Origin of the sequence: Hymenobacter amundsenii (assembly GCF_002204745.1) — a bacterium.
Classification (GTDB): domain Bacteria; phylum Bacteroidota; class Bacteroidia; order Cytophagales; family Hymenobacteraceae; genus Hymenobacter; species Hymenobacter amundsenii.
Genome location: NZ_NIRR01000001.1, coordinates 89,589 through 106,247 on the forward strand (window position 1 = coordinate 89,589; position 16,659 = coordinate 106,247).

The window sequence follows — 16,659 nt, forward strand, 5'->3', positions numbered from 1 at the left end:
CTCAAACCAAAGTACTCGGTACTTCTTTTTGAAAAAGACGAGCAGTGGTTAGCCTGCAACCTCTTCTTTTTCGGAAAGCGTTTTGAGGATGCCAGCCAGCTTGGTACCGCCGCTCGACAGAGCAGAGATAACGTTCTTGGCGGGCGACTGGAGCAGACCGATGATTTCACCGATGAGTTCCGTCTTGCCTTTCAGCGTGCTGAGGGTGCTCAGTTGGTCATGACCAATGTAGATGCCAGCATCTACGTAAGCACCTTTCAAGGACGGACGGACTACGGCAGTTTTGCTGTAGTTCTGGGCCTTGTGGAACTCCTGGAGCAGTTTAGCCGGAGCATTGCCCGACTCTTTCGAGAACAGGATACCCGACTGGCCTACCAGCGCTGCGTCCATCTCCGTCGTGTCAACTTCGAGGGTATCGAGAGCCTTCCGGATGAACGTATTCTTGTACACCTTGAACTCCATGCCACGGTTGAAGCACAACCGGCGGAATTCGTTGATTTTCGCCACCGACATTCCCGAAGCATCGGCAATGTAGAACGCGTTGTGCGATTGAAACTTCTCGCTCAACTCGTCGACGAGGGCTTGTTTTTCTTCCCGGATCATATCGTCGTGTTGATTAAGGTTAGGCGGAAGTTACCGCAGTATCCACCGGCACGGCGGGCGACATCGTGCTCGAAAGCGTGATGCTCTTGATGTAGGTTCCTTTGGCCGACGAAGGCTTTAGGCGAAGCAGCGTCTGGATAACCTCGATGGCGTTTTCAGCCAGCTTCTGGTCATCAAACGACACCTTGCCAACCGAGCAGTGAATGATACCGGTTTTATCAACTTTAAAGTCGATTTTACCAGCCTTCACTTCCTGCACTGCTTTCGCAACGTCGGTCGTTACCGTACCCGACTTAGGGTTTGGCATCAGGCCACGAGGACCCAATACGCGGCCCAGACGGCCCACTTTGGCCATTACAGCCGGCATGGTGATGATAACGTCGATGTCGGTCCAGCCTTTCTCGATCTTAGCGATATAATCGTCCAAACCAACGAAATCGGCACCAGCTGCAGTAGCTTCGGCTTCTTTGTCAGGCGTAACGAGCGCCAGAACGCGAACGGTTTTGCCAGTGCCGTGGGGCAGCGTGGCTACGCCACGTACCATTTGGTCGGCTTTGCGGGGGTCTACGCCCAGCCGAACGTCGATATCTACTGAGGCGTCAAATTTCGTGTAGGTGATGTCCTTCACTACTTTGGCAGCCTCCACCAGATTCCGAACTTCGGTCAGGTCGTGCTTGGCAAGGGCTTCCTTGCGTTTTTTGCTAATTGCCATGTCTTCTCCGTTGTTAAATTATTCAGCAAAAGGAGAAGCGCCCGACACGGTGATGCCCATGCTGCGCGCCGTACCAGCCACCTGCTTCATGGCCGACTCAATCACAAAAGCGTTCAGGTCGGGCATTTTAGTTTCGGCGATGGTGCGAACCTGGTCCCATGATACCGACCCAACCTTGTTCCGGTTTGGCTCTTTCGAACCGCTCTGGAGCTTAGCCGCATCCTTCAACAGAACGGGCACGGGTGGGGTCTTCACCACGAAGTCGAACGACTTGTCGGTGTACATGGTAATAAGAACGGGACAAACTTGGCCGGCCTTATCCTGGGTGCGAGCATTGAACTGCTTGCAGAATTCCATGATGTTAAGGCCTTTGCTACCAAGTGCAGGTCCAACCGGCGGTGCGGGGTTCGCGGCGCCTCCCTTTATCTGAAGCTTCAGATAACCTCTAATTTCCTTGGCCATTTGGTTTGTAAGGCTTCGGATATTGCGTCGTAACACGCTCCATCCTCAGTTTTTCAATTGCTCCGAAGTGGAAGCACCACCGGTCCGGAGCGGATAACCGGTGACGTATGGTTGTTAGAGCTTAGTTGATTGTGCTTAGGCTGATTTAACAGAGTGCTACCGTTAAACGAACTAAGCACTAAGCACTAAGCACAATCAGCTGAGCACTACTCTATTTCCTTCTCGACCTGGGTGTAGCTCAACTCCATGGGCTGGCTACGGCCGAATATTTTGACTATGACGTTGAGACGCTTACGGTCCTCAAATACCTCGGCTACGTTACCCGACATACCAGCAAAGCCGCCATCCACGATTTTCACCAACTCGCCCACCACGAAGGGTGTTTCGAGCATTTCGGTCTGCTCTTCGGCTTCATCCACAATCCCGAGGATGCGGTTGACTTCCGAAATGTGCAGCGGCACGGGTATCATGTTCTGGTTGGCCGCTTTACCTTCCTTATCGGAGAGGAAGCCGATGATGCCCGGCGTACTGGTGATAATGTGGTCGACCTCACCGTGGGTCAGATCGGCGTGGATGATGATGTAACCGGGATAGAGGTTCCGTTCGCGTACGCGCTTCTTACCGTTGCGCATTTCGAACACCTTCTCTACCGGAATCAGCACCTGCGGCACCAATTCCGAGAGGCCATGACGGCCAATCTCGGTTTCGAGGTAAGTCTTTGCTTTTTTCTCTTGGCCGCTCACCGAGCGGACAACGTACCATTTCAATTCGCCCATTTTAGCCGTGTCTGTTACCGATTAAACGAACGAATTATAAAACGCTTCCAAGCTTTCCTTGAAAGCTACATCCATCACTCCTACTACCACGGCAAAGATCAGCGAGCCAAGCAGCACAAGGCCGGCGCTCTTCTGCAATTCTTCCAGCGTAGGCCACGTCACTTTGTAACGCATCTCGTCGGAAGTTTCCCGGATGTAGTTGCTCAGCTTGCTCATGCTCGTGGGCTGGGGAGAGTGATTAAAAGGACGGCTGCCGAAGCAGCCGTCGATTCTGGTGGCACGGGCGGAGAGATTCGAACTCCCATCAAAGGTTTTGGAGACCTCTATTCTACCCTTGAACTACGCCCGTGGGTGCGTCCCAGTTAGGCCCGAAGCCGGATTGGGACTGCAAATGTAGGCAACTCTTGACACAAAACAAATCCGGCCCCGAAATTTTCGGGGCGGATTTGTTTTGTGTCAAGAGTTGCCTAAGAAAACTACTCGGTGATTTCAGTTACCTGACCAGCACCTACCGTACGGCCACCCTCACGGATAGCGAAACGCAGACCTTTCTCCATAGCTACCGAGTTGATCAGCTCAACCGAGATAGTTACGTTGTCGCCGGGCATTACCATTTCTACACCCTCGGACAGCATGATGATGCCGGTCACGTCGGTGGTGCGGAAATAGAACTGGGGACGGTAGTTGTTGAAGAATGGAGTGTGACGACCACCTTCCTCTTTCGACAACACGTACACCTCAGCCTTGAACTTGGTGTGAGGCTTAACTGAACCTGGCTTGCAGATAACCATACCACGACGGATGGCTTCTTTTTCAATGCCACGGAGCAACAGACCTACATTGTCACCAGCTTCGCCACGGTCGAGGATCTTGCGGAACATCTCCACACCGGTTACAGTCGACTTAAGGTTCTCAGCACCCATGCCAAGAATCTCAACCTGCTCACCCGAGTTAACGATGCCACGCTCGATACGGCCGGTAGCTACAGTTCCACGGCCGGTGATAGAGAACACGTCCTCTACGGGCATCAGGAAGGGCAGGTCGGTCAGACGAGCAGGAATTGGAATGAAGCTGTCAACAGCGTCCATCAGCTCCTCGATCTTGGGAACCCAGTTGGCATCGCCATTCAGGCCACCCAGAGCCGAGCCCTGAATTACGGGAATGTTGTCGCCGTCGAAGTCGTAGAACGAGAGCAGCTCACGGATTTCCATTTCCACCAGCTCGAGGAGCTCGGGGTCATCGACCATGTCTACTTTGTTCATGAACACCACCAGCTGAGGAACACCTACCTGACGGGCGAGCAGGATGTGCTCACGGGTCTGGGGCATTGGGCCGTCGGTGGCGGCTACCACGAGGATAGCACCGTCCATCTGAGCGGCACCAGTTACCATGTTCTTCACATAGTCAGCGTGACCGGGGCAGTCAACGTGAGCATAGTGACGGTTTACAGTAGAGTACTCTACGTGCGACGTGTTGATCGTGATACCACGCTCTTTTTCTTCGGGCGCGTTGTCGATCGAAGAGAAGTCGCGCTTGGCAGCCAGACCCTTGTTAGCCAATACCATCGTGATGGCGGCGGTGAGGGTAGTCTTGCCGTGGTCCACGTGACCAATCGTGCCGATGTTTACGTGCGGCTTGGACCGGTCAAAATTTTCTTTAGCCATTGTAAAGAGATTAAGAGGAATTTTGAGATGAAGAGGGGGAAACGCGACTAAAACTTAACTATACAGAAAGAAAGCGAAACGCAGCTCCACTTTATCGGGACTGCACGTCGCTTTTCTTGGCTGACAGTTCCAAAACGGTGCAGTCGCGCTGCCCCGTTGGTACTCGTAATTCTGAGCCATTTATGGGATTTGAACCCATGACCTCTTCCTTACCAAGGAAGTGCTCTACCACTGAGCTAAAACGGCTGGTGTTACTGCGTGCAGTTTTTGCGTCGTTGGGCAAAGGTACGACAGGAGAACAACTTTGCCAACCTAGGTTGACGCAATCTGTTTCTGGCGACGCCACGATGCTGCGAGCGGGAGACGAGGTTCGAACTCGCGACCTACAGCTTGGAAGGCTGTCGCTCTACCAACTGAGCTACTCCCGCGGGGTGCGAATGAATGAATCGGTGCACGAGGGAATAGAAACTCCCTCATCCGCCAATTCACTTATTTGCTTAACGTGGGGGGAGAAGGATTCGAACCTTCGAAAGCTTACGCTAACAGAGTTACAGTCTGTCCCATTTGGCCGCTCTGGAACCCCCCCGCTAAGTAATTCTGGCGCCGTTTGCGCAAAATTAATTTCCTCCTATTCGTGTGGCCGAAGCCGCTTCTGTGTGAATTGGAGCTGCAAAATTAGCGGCTTTCTGATGTAAGTCAAGCCCTGCGCGAAAAAGGTTTTTAGCCGAGCCGGTTTTTTGTGCCGGCGCTGGCTCCAATTGGCGTCTTAATTGGCTGACTATCTTTTACAAGCACCGGACTCAGGCTGACCAATCCTCACTTAAAAAAAATTGTTTTTTTTTATTGCACCAAGCTGTACATGGCCTTCAGATCGTTATCCTTCTCCTTATTGCGGATATCCTGGAGGGTGGTTTTGAGCGTTGGCATGCTGGTCAGCAACTCGTGCAAGCCTTTATAGGCACCCAGGCGGACGTAGAGTTGCGGGTGGGTCCGGGCCAGATTTTCGAGGTGTTGGATTCCCTTCTCGCGCTCGACGGGTGGAATGCGGTTCATCAGCTTGCCGAAGTTTTCGAGCAGCACATAGAGCACTTCAGGCGGAGCATCCTGGCTGCGCTGCAGAAACCATGGGTAGTCGTCGAGGGTGCCGTTGAGGCCGTAGTAGTTGGAAAGGGCCGTGAGCAGGGCCGGATTCCGGGTGCTTTGCAGTGCGGCTACCTGGGCGCGGGTACCAGCGGCCGGCGCTTTCGACAATGCCTCCACGGCCGCCCCTACCACCAGATACGAGCTATCCTTGAGGGCCACGTTGTAGGCCTCATTAAAGTCCTCATTCGGAAATGATGCCAGCACATTGAGCGCCGTTGCCCGCACTGTGTTATTTTTTTCGCTCAGGGCGGCCCGTTGCAGATCTTTGCGCACAGCAGTACCCTCGGCCCCACGGTAGCGGCGCAGCCCCTCTAAGGCCGCTACCCGGGTGGCCCAGAACGGATCGGTGAGGGCGTTGCGGAAGGCGGAGCTGACCAGCAGATCGGCCGATTTGCTGCGTAGCCCCTCGATGGCCTGGACCCGTTGGAGGTAGCCCTGGGCATGGCTGAGTTGGAACTGCAACTCTTCTGTGCTCTGGGTTTCATCAATATCAGCCAGCAGTATGCCTTCGTTATCGAACTTTACCAGGGCTGGGCGCTGGCCGGCCGGCAGGCGGAACGTCTGATCGGCTTTGGTGATAACCAAGCGGTGCTCGGTGGGCTGGTTGCTACTGCCGCCGCCGCCCCAGACAGCCACGGCTACGGGCAAACGGTACACGGGCTGGAAAAGGGTGTCCTGCACCTGCTGCACCCGCAGCACCACGGCGTTGTTTTCGTAGCTATGCGATACACGCAGCTCGGGGTGGCCGCGCTGCATAAACCACTGGTCAAAAAACCACAGCAAATCCTCGCCCGTCGTTTCCTCGAAGGCAATTCGCAGCTTGGCAATTTCCGAGGAGGAAAGCTTGTTCTGGGTCAGGTAGCGGTTGAGGGAAGCGAAGAAGGCATCGTCGCCCACGTAGCTGCGTAGCATGTGCAGCACCCGTCCGCCCTTATCGTAAGAGTGGCGGTCGAACATGTCTTCGCGGTTGGCATAGCGGTAGCGGATGAGCGGCTCGCGCTTGGTCTGGGCCTCCTGAAGGTAGTTACGCAGCTTGGTTTGCTGCACCAATGCCGCCGCATCGGGGCCGTACTTGTGCTCTGCCCACAACAATTCCGAGTAATCGGCGAACGACTCGTTGAGGGGTAGGTTGGACCACGACTCGGTTGTTACATAGTCGCCAAACCACTGGTGAAACAGTTCGTGAGCCACCACCGACTCGAAGCCGGCGTACGACACATCGGCCAGTTCGCGAGCCGTGAACTGTACCAGTTGCTGCTGGAACGTGGAGGCCGTAGTGTTTTCCATTGCCCCCGACACGAAGTCGTGCACCGCGACCTGCGCGTATTTTTCCCAAGGATAATCGACCCCCAGCTTCTTGGAGAAGAATTCCAGCATCTCGGGCGTGTTGCCGAATACCTGCTTGGCGGTATACTGGTAAGCGGGGTCCACGTAATAGTCGACCGGCTTACCGCGCCACGTGTCTGACACTACGGCGAAGTTGCCCACGGCCAGCATGGCGAGGTAGGGCGCGTGGGGTTGGCTGAGCTTCCAGGTATCGGTGTGAGTGCCATCGGGGTTGCGGCGCGACGAAACGAGCAGGCCATTGGACACCGTTTTCTGGCCGCCTTCCACCGTTAGGCTAATTTCCTGGGTCATCCGTTGGTTGGGCCGGTCGATGGTTGGAAACCAACAGGAGCTGCCCTCCGTCTCGCCCTGGGTCCAGACTTGGCGCGGCTTCCCTTTCTCAGTGCCCAACGGATTGATGAAGTACAGCCCCTTGTCGTCGGTGATGGCCTCGCTCCCCCCCCGGGGCAGTTCGTTGGGCTTGGCTACGTACTGAATACGTAATTGGTACTGCTCGGTGCGCTGGTAGGTGCGGTCGAGGGCAATGGTGAGTTTCTTTTTGTCGTAGCTGTATTTCAGGTCGCGGCCCTTCTTACTGGAACCGCTCAGCAGCTCCACACTTTTTACATCGAAACCTTTGGCATCAAGCACCAGCTGGCTCTGGGGGTAGAAATGGGGCCGCACGGTGAGCGTAGCCGTACCTAGCAGCCACTGCCGGGCCCAGTCGAAGCGCACGTCCAGTTTGGTGTCCACCAAGTCGTGAAGGACAGTAGCCGAGGGCTGCAGGGGATTGGTATTTGGCAGCCAATTGGGAACCGGGGCCGCCGCCGCGGTATAGAAGGCAGCGGGTTCGGGCGCTTTCTTCTCAGGGGCCTTCCGCTGCGCGGCATGGTTGGTCGCGGTGGTTCCGCGCCCTCCCTGGGCATTAGCGGAGGCCGAAGCCCCCAGAACCAGCGAAAGAGCAATGAGAACCGGGTATTTCATGTGATGAGGCACTAGCATAAGGGATGGTGAAGTTCCGAATTTATTTCAGAATTGACCTATCTTTAAGCCCTTTTCCGCCCTACTCCCTTCCCGCCCATGCTCCAGGTTCACGCTACCACAGCCCCCCAGCACATCTGGGAAGTTGATTATCAGCCTAACGGTCCTATTACGCTTAACGGCGAGCCGTTCGACTGGGACTTGGCCCGGCTTGGGGCCGGACGGTACCATATCCTCTACCGGGGCCACTCGTATAATGCTGAGTTGGTCGAGGCCGACTACGTGGCCAAAACCATCGTGCTTACCCTCAACGGACAGCGACTGGAGTTGCAGGCTAAGGACCGTTTCGATCTATTGCTTGACAAAATGGGCCTTACCGCAGTAGCCAGCAGCAAAGTCAACGAGTTGAAGGCTCCTATGCCGGGCTTGATTGTGGACATTCGGGTGACGCCGGGCCAGACCGTGCAGAAGGGCGACCCACTGCTGGTGCTGGAAGCCATGAAAATGGAGAACATCCTCAAGGCTCCGGGCGAAGGCATTGTTACGGCCATCAAGATCAACCTGCGCGACAACGTGACCAAGGGCCAGGTACTGGTGCAGTTCAGCTGATCAAACCGCCCTCAGGTCGCCCTCTTCCTTGCATTCACCGCCAAATTCTTTTGTTTTGAAGTACAACCGAATCCTGCTCAAACTTAGTGGCGAAGCCCTCATGGGCCAGCAACAGTACGGTATCGATGCCACCCGGCTCATGCAGTACGCCGAGGAAATCAAGATTGCGGCGGCCACTGGTACGCAGGTAGCCGTGGTTATCGGCGGGGGTAATATTTACCGGGGCGTGCAGGCCGAAGCCTTCGGCCTCGACCGAGTGCAGGGCGACTATATGGGAATGCTGGCCACGGTCATCAACTCGATGGCCCTACAGAGCGCCCTCGAGAAGCTGGGCGTGAAGACCCGGCTGCTCTCGGGCCTCACCATTCAGCAGGTGTGCGAGCCGTACATACGGCGCCGCGCCATGCGCCATTTGGAGAAAGGGCGGGTGGTTATCTTCGGAGCTGGCATCGGCTCGCCCTACTTTACTACCGACTCGGCCGCTTCGCTCCGGGCCATCGAGATTGAGGCCGACGTGGTGCTCAAGGGTACTCGCGTTGATGGCATTTACACCGCCGACCCCGAGAAAGATCCGGCGGCCGAGCGTTTCGCCGAAATCAGCTTTGATGAGGTGATGGATAAGAAGCTCAACGTAATGGACATGACGGCCTTCACGCTGTGCAAGGAAAACAACCTGCCCATCATTGTTTTCGATATGAACAAGGAAGGGAATCTGCAACGCTTACTGCGGGGCGAGAGTGTTGGCACTCTGGTGAGCATGCATGGCGGAACAGCCGGCGGCAACACCGACGAAACTCAGCACAGCAGCATGAAGCCAGCCGTGGGCGACGCCAATACTCCGTCCGCCTAGTCTGGCCCAACGCATTTCAACACTTACATTTTCAACACTTAACTTTTCCGCAGTGGACGAAGAAATTAAGTTTTACCTCGAAGAGGCCGAAGAATCGATGGGCAAGGCCCTCGAACATACTAGCGTGGAATTTTCGCGCATCCGGGCGGGCCGCGCCTCCCCAGCTATGCTCGATTCGATTCGTGTTGATTACTACGGCACGCCCACGCCCATTGCCAACGTGGCCAATGTAGCTGCTCCCGATGCCCGCACGCTCTTCATCAAGCCTTGGGAGAAGAACATGATTGGGGAGATTGCCAAGGCCATCAAGAACAGCGACCTAGGCCTCAACCCCCAGTCCGACGCGGAAGGTGTACGCCTCAACATTCCGGCCATGACCGAAGAGCGGCGCCGCGACCTAGTGAAGCAGGCCAAAGCGGAATCGGAAAACGGCAAGGTTCGTATCCGGGGCATCCGCAAAGATGTGAACGACTCGTTGCGCAAGCTCCTCAAGGACGGTGCTTCGGAAGACAACGTGAAGGATGCCGAAGCTAAGGTCCAGAAGTTCACCGACAGCTACATCAGCAAAGTCGATGAGGTGCTCGGCAAGAAGGAATCCGAGATTATGACCATTTGATTTTCTAGAAGTAAGCCAGAAGAAGTGAGAGGGGAGACTCTCGTGCTAATGCCCAACCAAACTGGGTGGCAGCACGAGAGTCTCCCCTCTCACTTCTTCTGGCTTACTTCTAAACGTAGTAGCCCCGAGCCCTGATTTGCTGCTCCACCGCCTCGGGTATGAGGTAACGAACCGAGGTGCCCTCGCGCAGACAACGCCGGATAAAGGTAGCCGAGATATCGAGCAACGGGGCATTTACCACCTGCACGGCGGGCGGCAACGGATCTGGTAGCGCGTAGCCGGGGCGCGGATACACGTAGATTTCGTACTCGGCCAGCAGGCGGTCGGCGGCTTTCCAGCGGGGCAGGCCAAGCAGGTTATCGCCGCCCATCAGCAGTACGAACCGGCACTCGGGATGCTGCGCCCGCAACACGTCGAGCGTATCAATGGTGTAGCTGGGCTTGGGCAGGCTAAACTCCACATCGAGGGCCCGTAGCTGGTCGTTGCCGGCAATGGCACGTTGCACGAGGTCGAACCGGGCCGCTTCAGGCAGTAATTCCGCTTCGGTCTTAAACGGACTCTGGGGCGACACGATGAGCCATACTTCGGCTAGGTCAGTGTGCGTAGCCAGAAAGTTGGCCAGAATCAGGTGGCCAGTGTGAATGGGGTTGAAAGAACCAAAAAGCAGCCCCACTTTCCGGCCGGCAAGGGCGGCGGAAGCGGGGCTACTCACAAAATGGCCGATTCATCGGTAATAAAGGCCCGGACAATTCTCTCGGCCTCATCTACAGCTCGGTCGAGGTCGTCGTTGGTTATCACTACATCGAAGCGGTCCTCGAAATTGAGTTCGAAGTTGGCTTTGTAGAGGCGGGCCGAGATGCTGGCGTCGGAATCGGTGGCCCTTTTACGCAACCGCTGTTCGAGCACTTCCAGCGAGGGAGGCTTAACGAACACGGCCAGCGCACGGTCCTTGTAGAATTCCTTGATGCTTACTCCGCCCTTCACGTCGACATCGAGCACGGCATGGTGGCCGTTTTCCCAGATACGTTCGACTTCCGACTTAAGGGTACCATAAAAGGCCCCCTCATATACTTCTTCCCATTCCACGAAGGAATCGTGGCGGATTTTCTCCTGGAACTCCTGAACCGAGATGAAGTAGTAGTCTTTGCCGTTGGCTTCGGTGCGGCCGCGCTTGTCGCGCGTGCAGGCCGAAATCGAGAAGCTCAGTTCCGGAATCCGGGCCAGCAGCCGTTGGACGATGGTAGTTTTACCGGCCCCAGAAGGAGCGGAGAAAGCGATGATTTTACCCTGCATCGGGTAAAATTAGGCCATTTCTACTTGAACTTTGGCAAGAATAGTCCGGGAAAGGGAAGCCGGGGCTTTTTTACGTCCCAAGTGCTGCGACATGAAACCGATAAAAATCTGCTGTTTATCGAGGCTATCGAAGCAAGGGGAGCAATCATCGGCATGGTCGATGATATAGTCGCTGTCTTCGGCAGTAGGTTGTTCACCCACGAGCAACTGATCGAGAATCGTGTTCACACGCTCACAATCGGGGCCTTCTGCGGCAAAAGCGGTGGGCGATGTTGTTTTGGTAGAGGTAGGTTCCATAACAGGGGCCTGGCATTGAAGAGAATTAGTCAGCGTCGGGAGTTGAGGGGTCGTCGTCATCGTTGTCGCCGTCGGGGTTTGCGGAAGTAGATCCGTAGCCCATTGATTTTGCGTACTTCTCTAACTTCTCCTTCAGAAAATTACGGGCCCGGTGCAAGCGCGAGCGCACCGTACCAATAGGGATGTCGAGCACCTTCGCCATTTCCTCGTAGGTGAACCCTTCCAGGTCGCAGAGGATGATGACCGTGCGGAAATCCACAGGCAGCGAGTTCAGCGCACGCGCTACTTCATCACCGATGAGGTCGCGCACAGCCTGTTGCCGCATATCCGAAGAGGTAGTGCCGGCATCAGAGTCGGCCTCCACTTCCTCGGAGTTGTAGTATCCTTCAATTTCGCTGTAATCAACCTTGGCAGGTTGCTTACTTTTTTTGCGAAAATCGTTGATGAACGAATTTTTCAGGATGCGAAACAGCCACGCTTTGGCGTTTGTTCCAGATTCGAAGTACTCAAAGAAGCGATATGCTTTCAGATAAGTTTCCTGTACCAAGTCATTTGCATCATCTTCATCGAGAGTGAGGCGGAAGGCAAAATTGTACAGGGGGTCGAGCACGGGCATCAACTCGGCCTGAAAGCGCCGGTCTTTTTCCTCTTTGCTCAGTTTGGGCACCCGTTCGGGAGAGTCGCTCATGAACGCTTGAAATTGCGGCCTAATATTGAAAAAATACCGCTGTTGGACAAATATACTGTCTTATACCGGCCCCGGGGAGGAAGGTTTTTGTCCCCCTGCCGCCCGGCGCTCAGTAGCCACTACCAGGAAGCCGTAGAGAAACACGAAAAGGTTGAAGCTGATCTGCAATTCGAGCAGAGAATCGGCCAACATTGCCACGGCCAGTAGCAACAGAAACCGATAGACGTACGGATTACGCCGTTGTGCGGGTTGCACCAGCGGCCCGAACAGTACCAGCAACCATAGGGCCAACCCAATCACGCCGCCTGCCACAAGCTGGTGCAGATACTGGTTGTGCACCATAGCGCGGTTCTGCGGAAGCAGGCCGTAGCTGCGCCATTCGTATTGCTTCATCATGGCGGCGTAGGCGTCGGCGGGCCCTACGCCCACCCAAGGATGGTAGCGGATCACTTCACCGGCCGTTTGCCAGGCTGCCAGCCGCCGCGAGAGGGAATAGTGGTTGATGTCGTGGCCGCGCTCGAACTGCTCCAGATCATAGTCCGTAGTTTCTACCCGCTGCCGTACCGAGTTCAGCGAATGATAAGCCAGCCACGGACCCGCACCCAGCACTGCCAGCAGCCCCAGCCCCAGCCAAAAACGGCGGCGCACTACCAAGGTCAGCAGCCCTTCCACCAGCAGCATCACATAGAACGCCAGCAAACCGGTACGGTAGGCCAGCACGTGAAGCGCCAGCACGGTTAATCCGGTTGCCAGCCCCAGCGCTATCCGCCCCCAGCGGATCAGGTCGGGAGTCCGACTGAGCCGGAAGCCAAAAAAAGCGGCCAGCGCCAGCATTAGGCCGAAATGGATGTGGAAAATGCGGGTAATCGAGGGCATGCTCTGGCCCAGCCGGAACGATTCGTTGGCGGCGGAGGGGTCGAGTAGGTATTGCCCTAGCGTGGCCGTGCCCACTGCCGCTACGCCGCCCACGAACAGGCAGCCCACCGCGAACCGCTGCCGGGCCGTGAGGGGCACGGCCAACCCAAAAACCAGCGGCACTCCTACCCAAGGCAGTTGCCGAAATAGCTCGTGTCGCCATACGGCCCACTCGTGGGTGTAAAGGCCACTCAGCACCAGCAGCAAATACAGGCCCGCGGGCGCCCAGGTGGTGCGCAGCTGCAGCCAGCGGGGCATCTGTTGGCGCAGGTCGGGGTTGGCTAGCGCGGCCACGACACCCACTACCGGGGCCAGCGCCACCAGCGCCCGCGAAGCCAGCAACCCTACCACGCCGGCCACGCAGGCTAGCAGCAGCAGGTATTGGGAGAGTCGGCCGGAGCGCCACCAAGCTGGCCAGCCAGTGGGTTTAGCGGGAGAATCAGGAGCGTGCATCAGCATGGGCGAGGTAGCTTATAAAGCTGCGGGCGGCAAGGGCTGCCACTGTTGCACCCGGGCCAGCACGAGGGCTGGCTCCAGGGCTTTGATGCAGGTGCAGGCCGCAGGTTGGGCCTGGCAATCCTGGCAATCGGGGCGGTCGAACACTAAGTAGTTGGCGTGGGGGCCGAGCGGGGCCCAGCGGCCGGGGTGCATGGGCCGGATGGGCGGGTAGAGGCCCAGCGCGTGCCGCCCCAGCGCGGCCGCCAGGTGCAGTGGGCCGGTGCTACCGGCCACGATACCGTCTGCGGAGGCCAGCAGCGCCAGGAATTCAGGCAGCTCCAACTGGCCGGTGAGGTTGGCGGCGAGGTATTGCTGATGTTCGGTGAGCCAGTCGCGCAGCTCGGCCCCTTCGGCTGCCGTGCCTGAGATAAAGACCCGGTGGCCCGCCGCGTGCAGCAGCCGGGCCAGCTGGCCGAAGTGCGGCAGCCCCCACTCGCGGGCACTGCCCCGGCTGCGGGGGTGCAGCACCACGTTGAGCTGTTCCGGGGTACGGGCCGCTAGCAACTCACGCAACGCGGGGCGTAGTGGCACAGTGGGCGTCAGCTTCACCAGCGCGGCCACTTGGGGTAGCGGCAGCGGGCCGGTTTCGCCTAGCGGGCTCAGCAAAGCTAGGTTCAGCTGGCTTTCATGCAGGTCGGAGTGGCGGCGGCTGAGCTTGACTAGGCGGTTGCAGGTAAGCCAGTGAAACCACCGGTTGCGGGTGCCGATGCGCTGCCGGATACCCGCCAGCCAGGCAATGCGGGCCAGGTGCTTGTCGGGGAAAACGTGCACAATGGTATCTGCCCCGGTAGCGCGCAACGCCGCCACCTGCTGGTTAGGCGGCAGCTGCTGCAGCTCGTCTAGGTTCACGAAGTCGTCGATCCAGGGGCAGGCGTCGGCTACGGCGCGAGTGTAGGTGCGGCCCAGCAGCAGCACCCGGCAACCCGGAAACAACTGGTGCAGCTGGCCGGCTACGGGCAGCGTCAGCACCACGTCGCCAATGGCATCGGTCCGGCTGATAATAAAGGTGCGGCTCATGCGGCAGAGCGGGTTTTAAGCTTGGCAAATTTGAGAAATACGCCCCAAGCCGAAATCACGGCGATGCTCAGCCCCGCGAAACCGTCGCGGAATCCGCCCTGGATAACGTAGCCGTGCACGAATTTCCAGCTTGGTTTCAGCAGCAGATGGAAGGCGGAAACCTGTCGCTTATCTTTCTGCCAGAGCTCTTCGGCGGCCAGACTGGTGAAGCGGTTGAGTTGAGCTACATGCTGCTCAACCGACGTGTAGGAATAGTGCAGCGCGTCGCCGGCCAGGGGCAGCGGGGTGGGGTGGCCGGCGCGCAGCTCGTAGCGTTCATGCAGCAGCAGCCCTTCCCAGCGGCCCAGGCGACGGTCGTAGAGGCGCAGCTTGCGGTCGGGATACCAGCCCCCGTGCCGCACCCAGGAGCCACAGTAGTTGGTGAGCCGGGCCAGCGTGTAGCCGCCGCCCTGCCACTGCGTTTTGGCAGCCAGCACGCTGGCGCGCAGCTCTTCGGTCAGCACTTCGTCGGCGTCAAGCTGCAGGACGTAGTCGTGTCCGGCCTGTGCGGTGGCGAAGTTCTTCTGCTCGACGTAACCTTCGAAGGCGTGTTGCACCACCCGTGCGCCCAGCGCCCGGCAGATTTCCACAGTACGGTCGGTCGAGAAGCTGTCAACTACCAGCAACTCGTCGGCCACCGGGCGGGCGGCTTCGAGGCAGCGGGCAATGTTGGCTTCCTCGTTGAAGGTAATGATGACGACGGAGAGAGGAACGGCGGGCATAGCGGGCAAATATCGTGGTTTTGGCGGGTGCACCGCCGGGTTGGGTTACCCAAGACGCAGATGCGGTATTCAGATTACCCTGTCACCTAATCTTATCACCCATGAGAACGCGCGTTTTTGTTGGTTTGGGCCTGCTGCTGGCGGGTTGTGAGGGTGAAACGATTAACTGGCAGCCCGCCGCGCAGTTCGACGCGCTGCCGGTGCCGAGGCCGCTGAACCTGCGGCGGGTGCTGGAACCCGAATTCACGTTGGTCGGCCCCGACGATACGATCCGCCTCCGGCTCACTTACGACGCCCGCACCGGCCAGAATATCCTGACCGATGCCACGGCCGATACCGTGCTGGTTGCCCGCGTATCCCGGTTTCGCGGGCTGTATTACTTCGTGCAGACTGGCCCCGACGCCACGAGTTGGGTACATGCGGCGCGCATCCGGCACGGACGAATCCAGGGCTTCAATACCGGCTACCAGCAAATGCAGGCCCTTAGCGCCCGGGTGCGGCACGGCGGCTTCGCGGAACTGGTGCGCTTCGGCAACCCGAGAGCCGACAGTTTCCGCCTGCGCTTCGACGGCCGGCAACTACGGAACTTTTACCGGGCCCAGACCGACAGCAGTCCGGTTTACCGGGTGCTTCCCTCCTATCAATCAGCCCGAACTCTGCCGGCGCCGCAACCGGCGACCTTGACCGGCCCTTATCCCAACCCGGCCCGCGACCTGGTAACACTGGATTTCACGGAGCCGGCCGCTGGCACCGTAACGCTCTACGACAACCAAGGCCGCCGCCAGCGCACCTATCCGGTCACGGGTCCGCACCTCACTTTTACCGTAGCCGAGTTGCCGGCTGGCAGTTACCTGCTGCGCATCAGTCAGCCTGAGGCGCGTGGACGGGTTGTAACGCGCCGGCTCTTGGTGGAGCAGTAGCCCAAGGCAACGAAGCTTTGGAACGGGCAGGCCACCCAGTAACTTGGGGCCTTTCCTACCCCATGCCCCACTTCACGCTCCCACCATCTAACCCCAGCCAATGTTTCCGGACTGCCTGGGGCTGGCGAATCTTTATCTATAGCGTGGGGCCAATTCTGGCGCTGAGCGGCGGCACACTGCCCTTTCTCCTGTTTGATAAGGACCCTGACGCCCCATTTTATGCGTTGGCGCTGTTCTCTCTGCTGGGCGCGGGAATGGTTGCGTTTATTGGCTACGCCATCCTGGAAATCCAGCGCTGGCAACTCACCATTTCGCCCACGCTCCTCAGTGTTCGGAGTGTGGGCCGGTACCGGGAGCTGCCCCGCGAGGCAGTGGCGGGTTTCACGGTTGAGGCACGCCACACGTTCATACACCCCGCCCGGGCTGGACTTCCGCGGCTCAAAATTCATGAAACAACCGAACATTACGCGGCCATCCAGCGCTGGCTGGCGCCCGGTATCCCGACCTGAACGCAGTAGCCCTGACCCA

At 57.8% G+C, this 16,659-nt stretch carries 19 protein-coding genes and 4 tRNA genes; 5 read left to right on the plus strand and 18 right to left on the minus strand.

The features are described from left to right. Window positions 1-48: 48 nt before the first annotated feature. From rplJ to CDA63_RS00485, 11 genes are all read right to left on the minus strand, one after another. Entirely contained in the window at window positions 49-603 is a 555-nt protein-coding gene (rplJ, locus tag CDA63_RS00435) for a 50S ribosomal protein L10 (RefSeq protein ID WP_088462476.1), read from the minus strand. 19 nt (window positions 604-622) lie between these two features. Then, window positions 623-1,315, minus strand: a complete 693-nt coding sequence (gene rplA / locus CDA63_RS00440; protein WP_088462477.1) for a 50S ribosomal protein L1 — start codon at window positions 1,313-1,315, stop codon at window positions 623-625. A gap of 18 nt (window positions 1,316-1,333) precedes the next feature. Continuing rightward, window positions 1,334-1,777: a 50S ribosomal protein L11 gene (rplK, locus tag CDA63_RS00445; RefSeq protein WP_088462478.1), complete on the minus strand. Its 444-nt coding sequence runs from the start codon at window positions 1,775-1,777 to the stop codon at window positions 1,334-1,336. Window positions 1,778-1,983: 206 nt separating this feature from the next. Beyond that, window positions 1,984-2,553 (minus strand): transcription termination/antitermination protein NusG, encoded by a 570-nt coding sequence (nusG, locus tag CDA63_RS00450; protein ID WP_088462479.1) that lies wholly within the window; start codon window positions 2,551-2,553, stop codon window positions 1,984-1,986. 21 nt (window positions 2,554-2,574) lie between these two features. Next, complete coding sequence (secE, locus tag CDA63_RS00455; protein WP_088462480.1) at window positions 2,575-2,769, minus strand: preprotein translocase subunit SecE; 195 nt, start codon at window positions 2,767-2,769, stop codon at window positions 2,575-2,577. 59 nt (window positions 2,770-2,828) lie between these two features. Continuing rightward, window positions 2,829-2,902: transfer RNA gene (locus CDA63_RS00460), tRNA-Trp, on the minus strand. A gap of 127 nt (window positions 2,903-3,029) precedes the next feature. After that, complete coding sequence (gene tuf, locus CDA63_RS00465) at window positions 3,030-4,217, minus strand: elongation factor Tu (protein WP_088462481.1); 1,188 nt, start codon at window positions 4,215-4,217, stop codon at window positions 3,030-3,032. A 174-nt stretch (window positions 4,218-4,391) separates the two neighbouring features. After that, a tRNA-Thr gene (locus CDA63_RS00470) sits at window positions 4,392-4,463 on the minus strand. Window positions 4,464-4,572: 109 nt separating this feature from the next. Then, a tRNA-Gly gene (locus CDA63_RS00475) sits at window positions 4,573-4,645 on the minus strand. Window positions 4,646-4,720: 75 nt separating this feature from the next. Continuing rightward, window positions 4,721-4,803, minus strand: a tRNA-Tyr gene (locus CDA63_RS00480). A 254-nt stretch (window positions 4,804-5,057) separates the two neighbouring features. Further along, window positions 5,058-7,670 carry a M1 family metallopeptidase gene (locus CDA63_RS00485; protein WP_088462482.1) on the minus strand — a complete coding sequence of 871 codons (2,613 nt, stop codon included), beginning with the start codon at window positions 7,668-7,670 and terminating at the stop codon, window positions 5,058-5,060. Between the two features lie 96 nt (window positions 7,671-7,766). On the opposite strand from CDA63_RS00485, the gene CDA63_RS00490 reads away from it, so the two are divergent. From CDA63_RS00490 to frr, 3 genes are read left to right on the plus strand one after another with little or no spacing between them, the layout of a single operon-like run. Continuing rightward, window positions 7,767-8,276: a biotin/lipoyl-containing protein gene (locus CDA63_RS00490; RefSeq protein ID WP_088462483.1), complete on the plus strand. Its 510-nt coding sequence runs from the start codon at window positions 7,767-7,769 to the stop codon at window positions 8,274-8,276. A gap of 55 nt (window positions 8,277-8,331) precedes the next feature. Continuing rightward, the gene (gene pyrH, locus CDA63_RS00495; protein ID WP_242434503.1) at window positions 8,332-9,126 is read left to right on the plus strand and encodes a UMP kinase; all 795 of its coding nucleotides are present in this window, start codon (window positions 8,332-8,334) and stop codon (window positions 9,124-9,126) included. A gap of 52 nt (window positions 9,127-9,178) precedes the next feature. Beyond that, the gene (gene frr, locus CDA63_RS00500) at window positions 9,179-9,742 is read left to right on the plus strand and encodes a ribosome recycling factor (RefSeq protein ID WP_088462484.1); all 564 of its coding nucleotides are present in this window, start codon (window positions 9,179-9,181) and stop codon (window positions 9,740-9,742) included. Between the two features lie 109 nt (window positions 9,743-9,851). On the opposite strand, the gene nadD is transcribed toward frr, so the two are convergent. The 7 genes from nadD to CDA63_RS00535 are packed head-to-tail and all read right to left on the minus strand — an operon-like array spanning window position 9,852 to window position 15,211. Next, on the minus strand, window positions 9,852-10,454 hold the full coding sequence (gene nadD, locus CDA63_RS00505) for a nicotinate (nicotinamide) nucleotide adenylyltransferase (protein WP_088462485.1): 603 nt from the start codon (window positions 10,452-10,454) through the stop codon (window positions 9,852-9,854). Next, entirely contained in the window at window positions 10,451-11,035 is a 585-nt protein-coding gene (gmk, locus tag CDA63_RS00510) for a guanylate kinase (RefSeq protein ID WP_088462486.1), read from the minus strand. Before gmk ends, nadD begins: the two co-directional genes overlap by 4 nt. A gap of 9 nt (window positions 11,036-11,044) precedes the next feature. After that, entirely contained in the window at window positions 11,045-11,332 is a 288-nt protein-coding gene (locus CDA63_RS00515; protein ID WP_088462487.1) for a hypothetical protein, read from the minus strand. A 25-nt stretch (window positions 11,333-11,357) separates the two neighbouring features. Continuing rightward, window positions 11,358-12,020: a sigma-70 family RNA polymerase sigma factor gene (locus tag CDA63_RS00520; RefSeq protein WP_242434504.1), complete on the minus strand. Its 663-nt coding sequence runs from the start codon at window positions 12,018-12,020 to the stop codon at window positions 11,358-11,360. Window positions 12,021-12,080: 60 nt separating this feature from the next. Further along, the gene (locus CDA63_RS00525; protein ID WP_088462488.1) at window positions 12,081-13,394 is read right to left on the minus strand and encodes an O-antigen ligase family protein; all 1,314 of its coding nucleotides are present in this window, start codon (window positions 13,392-13,394) and stop codon (window positions 12,081-12,083) included. A gap of 12 nt (window positions 13,395-13,406) precedes the next feature. Further along, window positions 13,407-14,450, minus strand: a complete 1,044-nt coding sequence (locus CDA63_RS00530) for a glycosyltransferase family 9 protein (RefSeq protein ID WP_088462489.1) — start codon at window positions 14,448-14,450, stop codon at window positions 13,407-13,409. Continuing rightward, window positions 14,447-15,211, minus strand: a complete 765-nt coding sequence (locus CDA63_RS00535; protein ID WP_088462490.1) for a glycosyltransferase family 2 protein — start codon at window positions 15,209-15,211, stop codon at window positions 14,447-14,449. The genes CDA63_RS00530 and CDA63_RS00535 overlap by 4 nt, the downstream gene beginning before the upstream one ends. A gap of 101 nt (window positions 15,212-15,312) precedes the next feature. Here CDA63_RS00535 and CDA63_RS00540 point away from each other — a divergent pair, with 101 nt between their 5' ends. Together CDA63_RS00540 and CDA63_RS00545 are read left to right on the plus strand one after the other, a co-directional pair. Continuing rightward, on the plus strand, window positions 15,313-16,131 hold the full coding sequence (locus CDA63_RS00540; protein ID WP_088462491.1) for a T9SS type A sorting domain-containing protein: 819 nt from the start codon (window positions 15,313-15,315) through the stop codon (window positions 16,129-16,131). A gap of 62 nt (window positions 16,132-16,193) precedes the next feature. Next, window positions 16,194-16,640, plus strand: a complete 447-nt coding sequence (locus tag CDA63_RS00545) for a hypothetical protein (protein WP_126546658.1) — start codon at window positions 16,194-16,196, stop codon at window positions 16,638-16,640. Window positions 16,641-16,659: the final 19 nt, after the last annotated feature.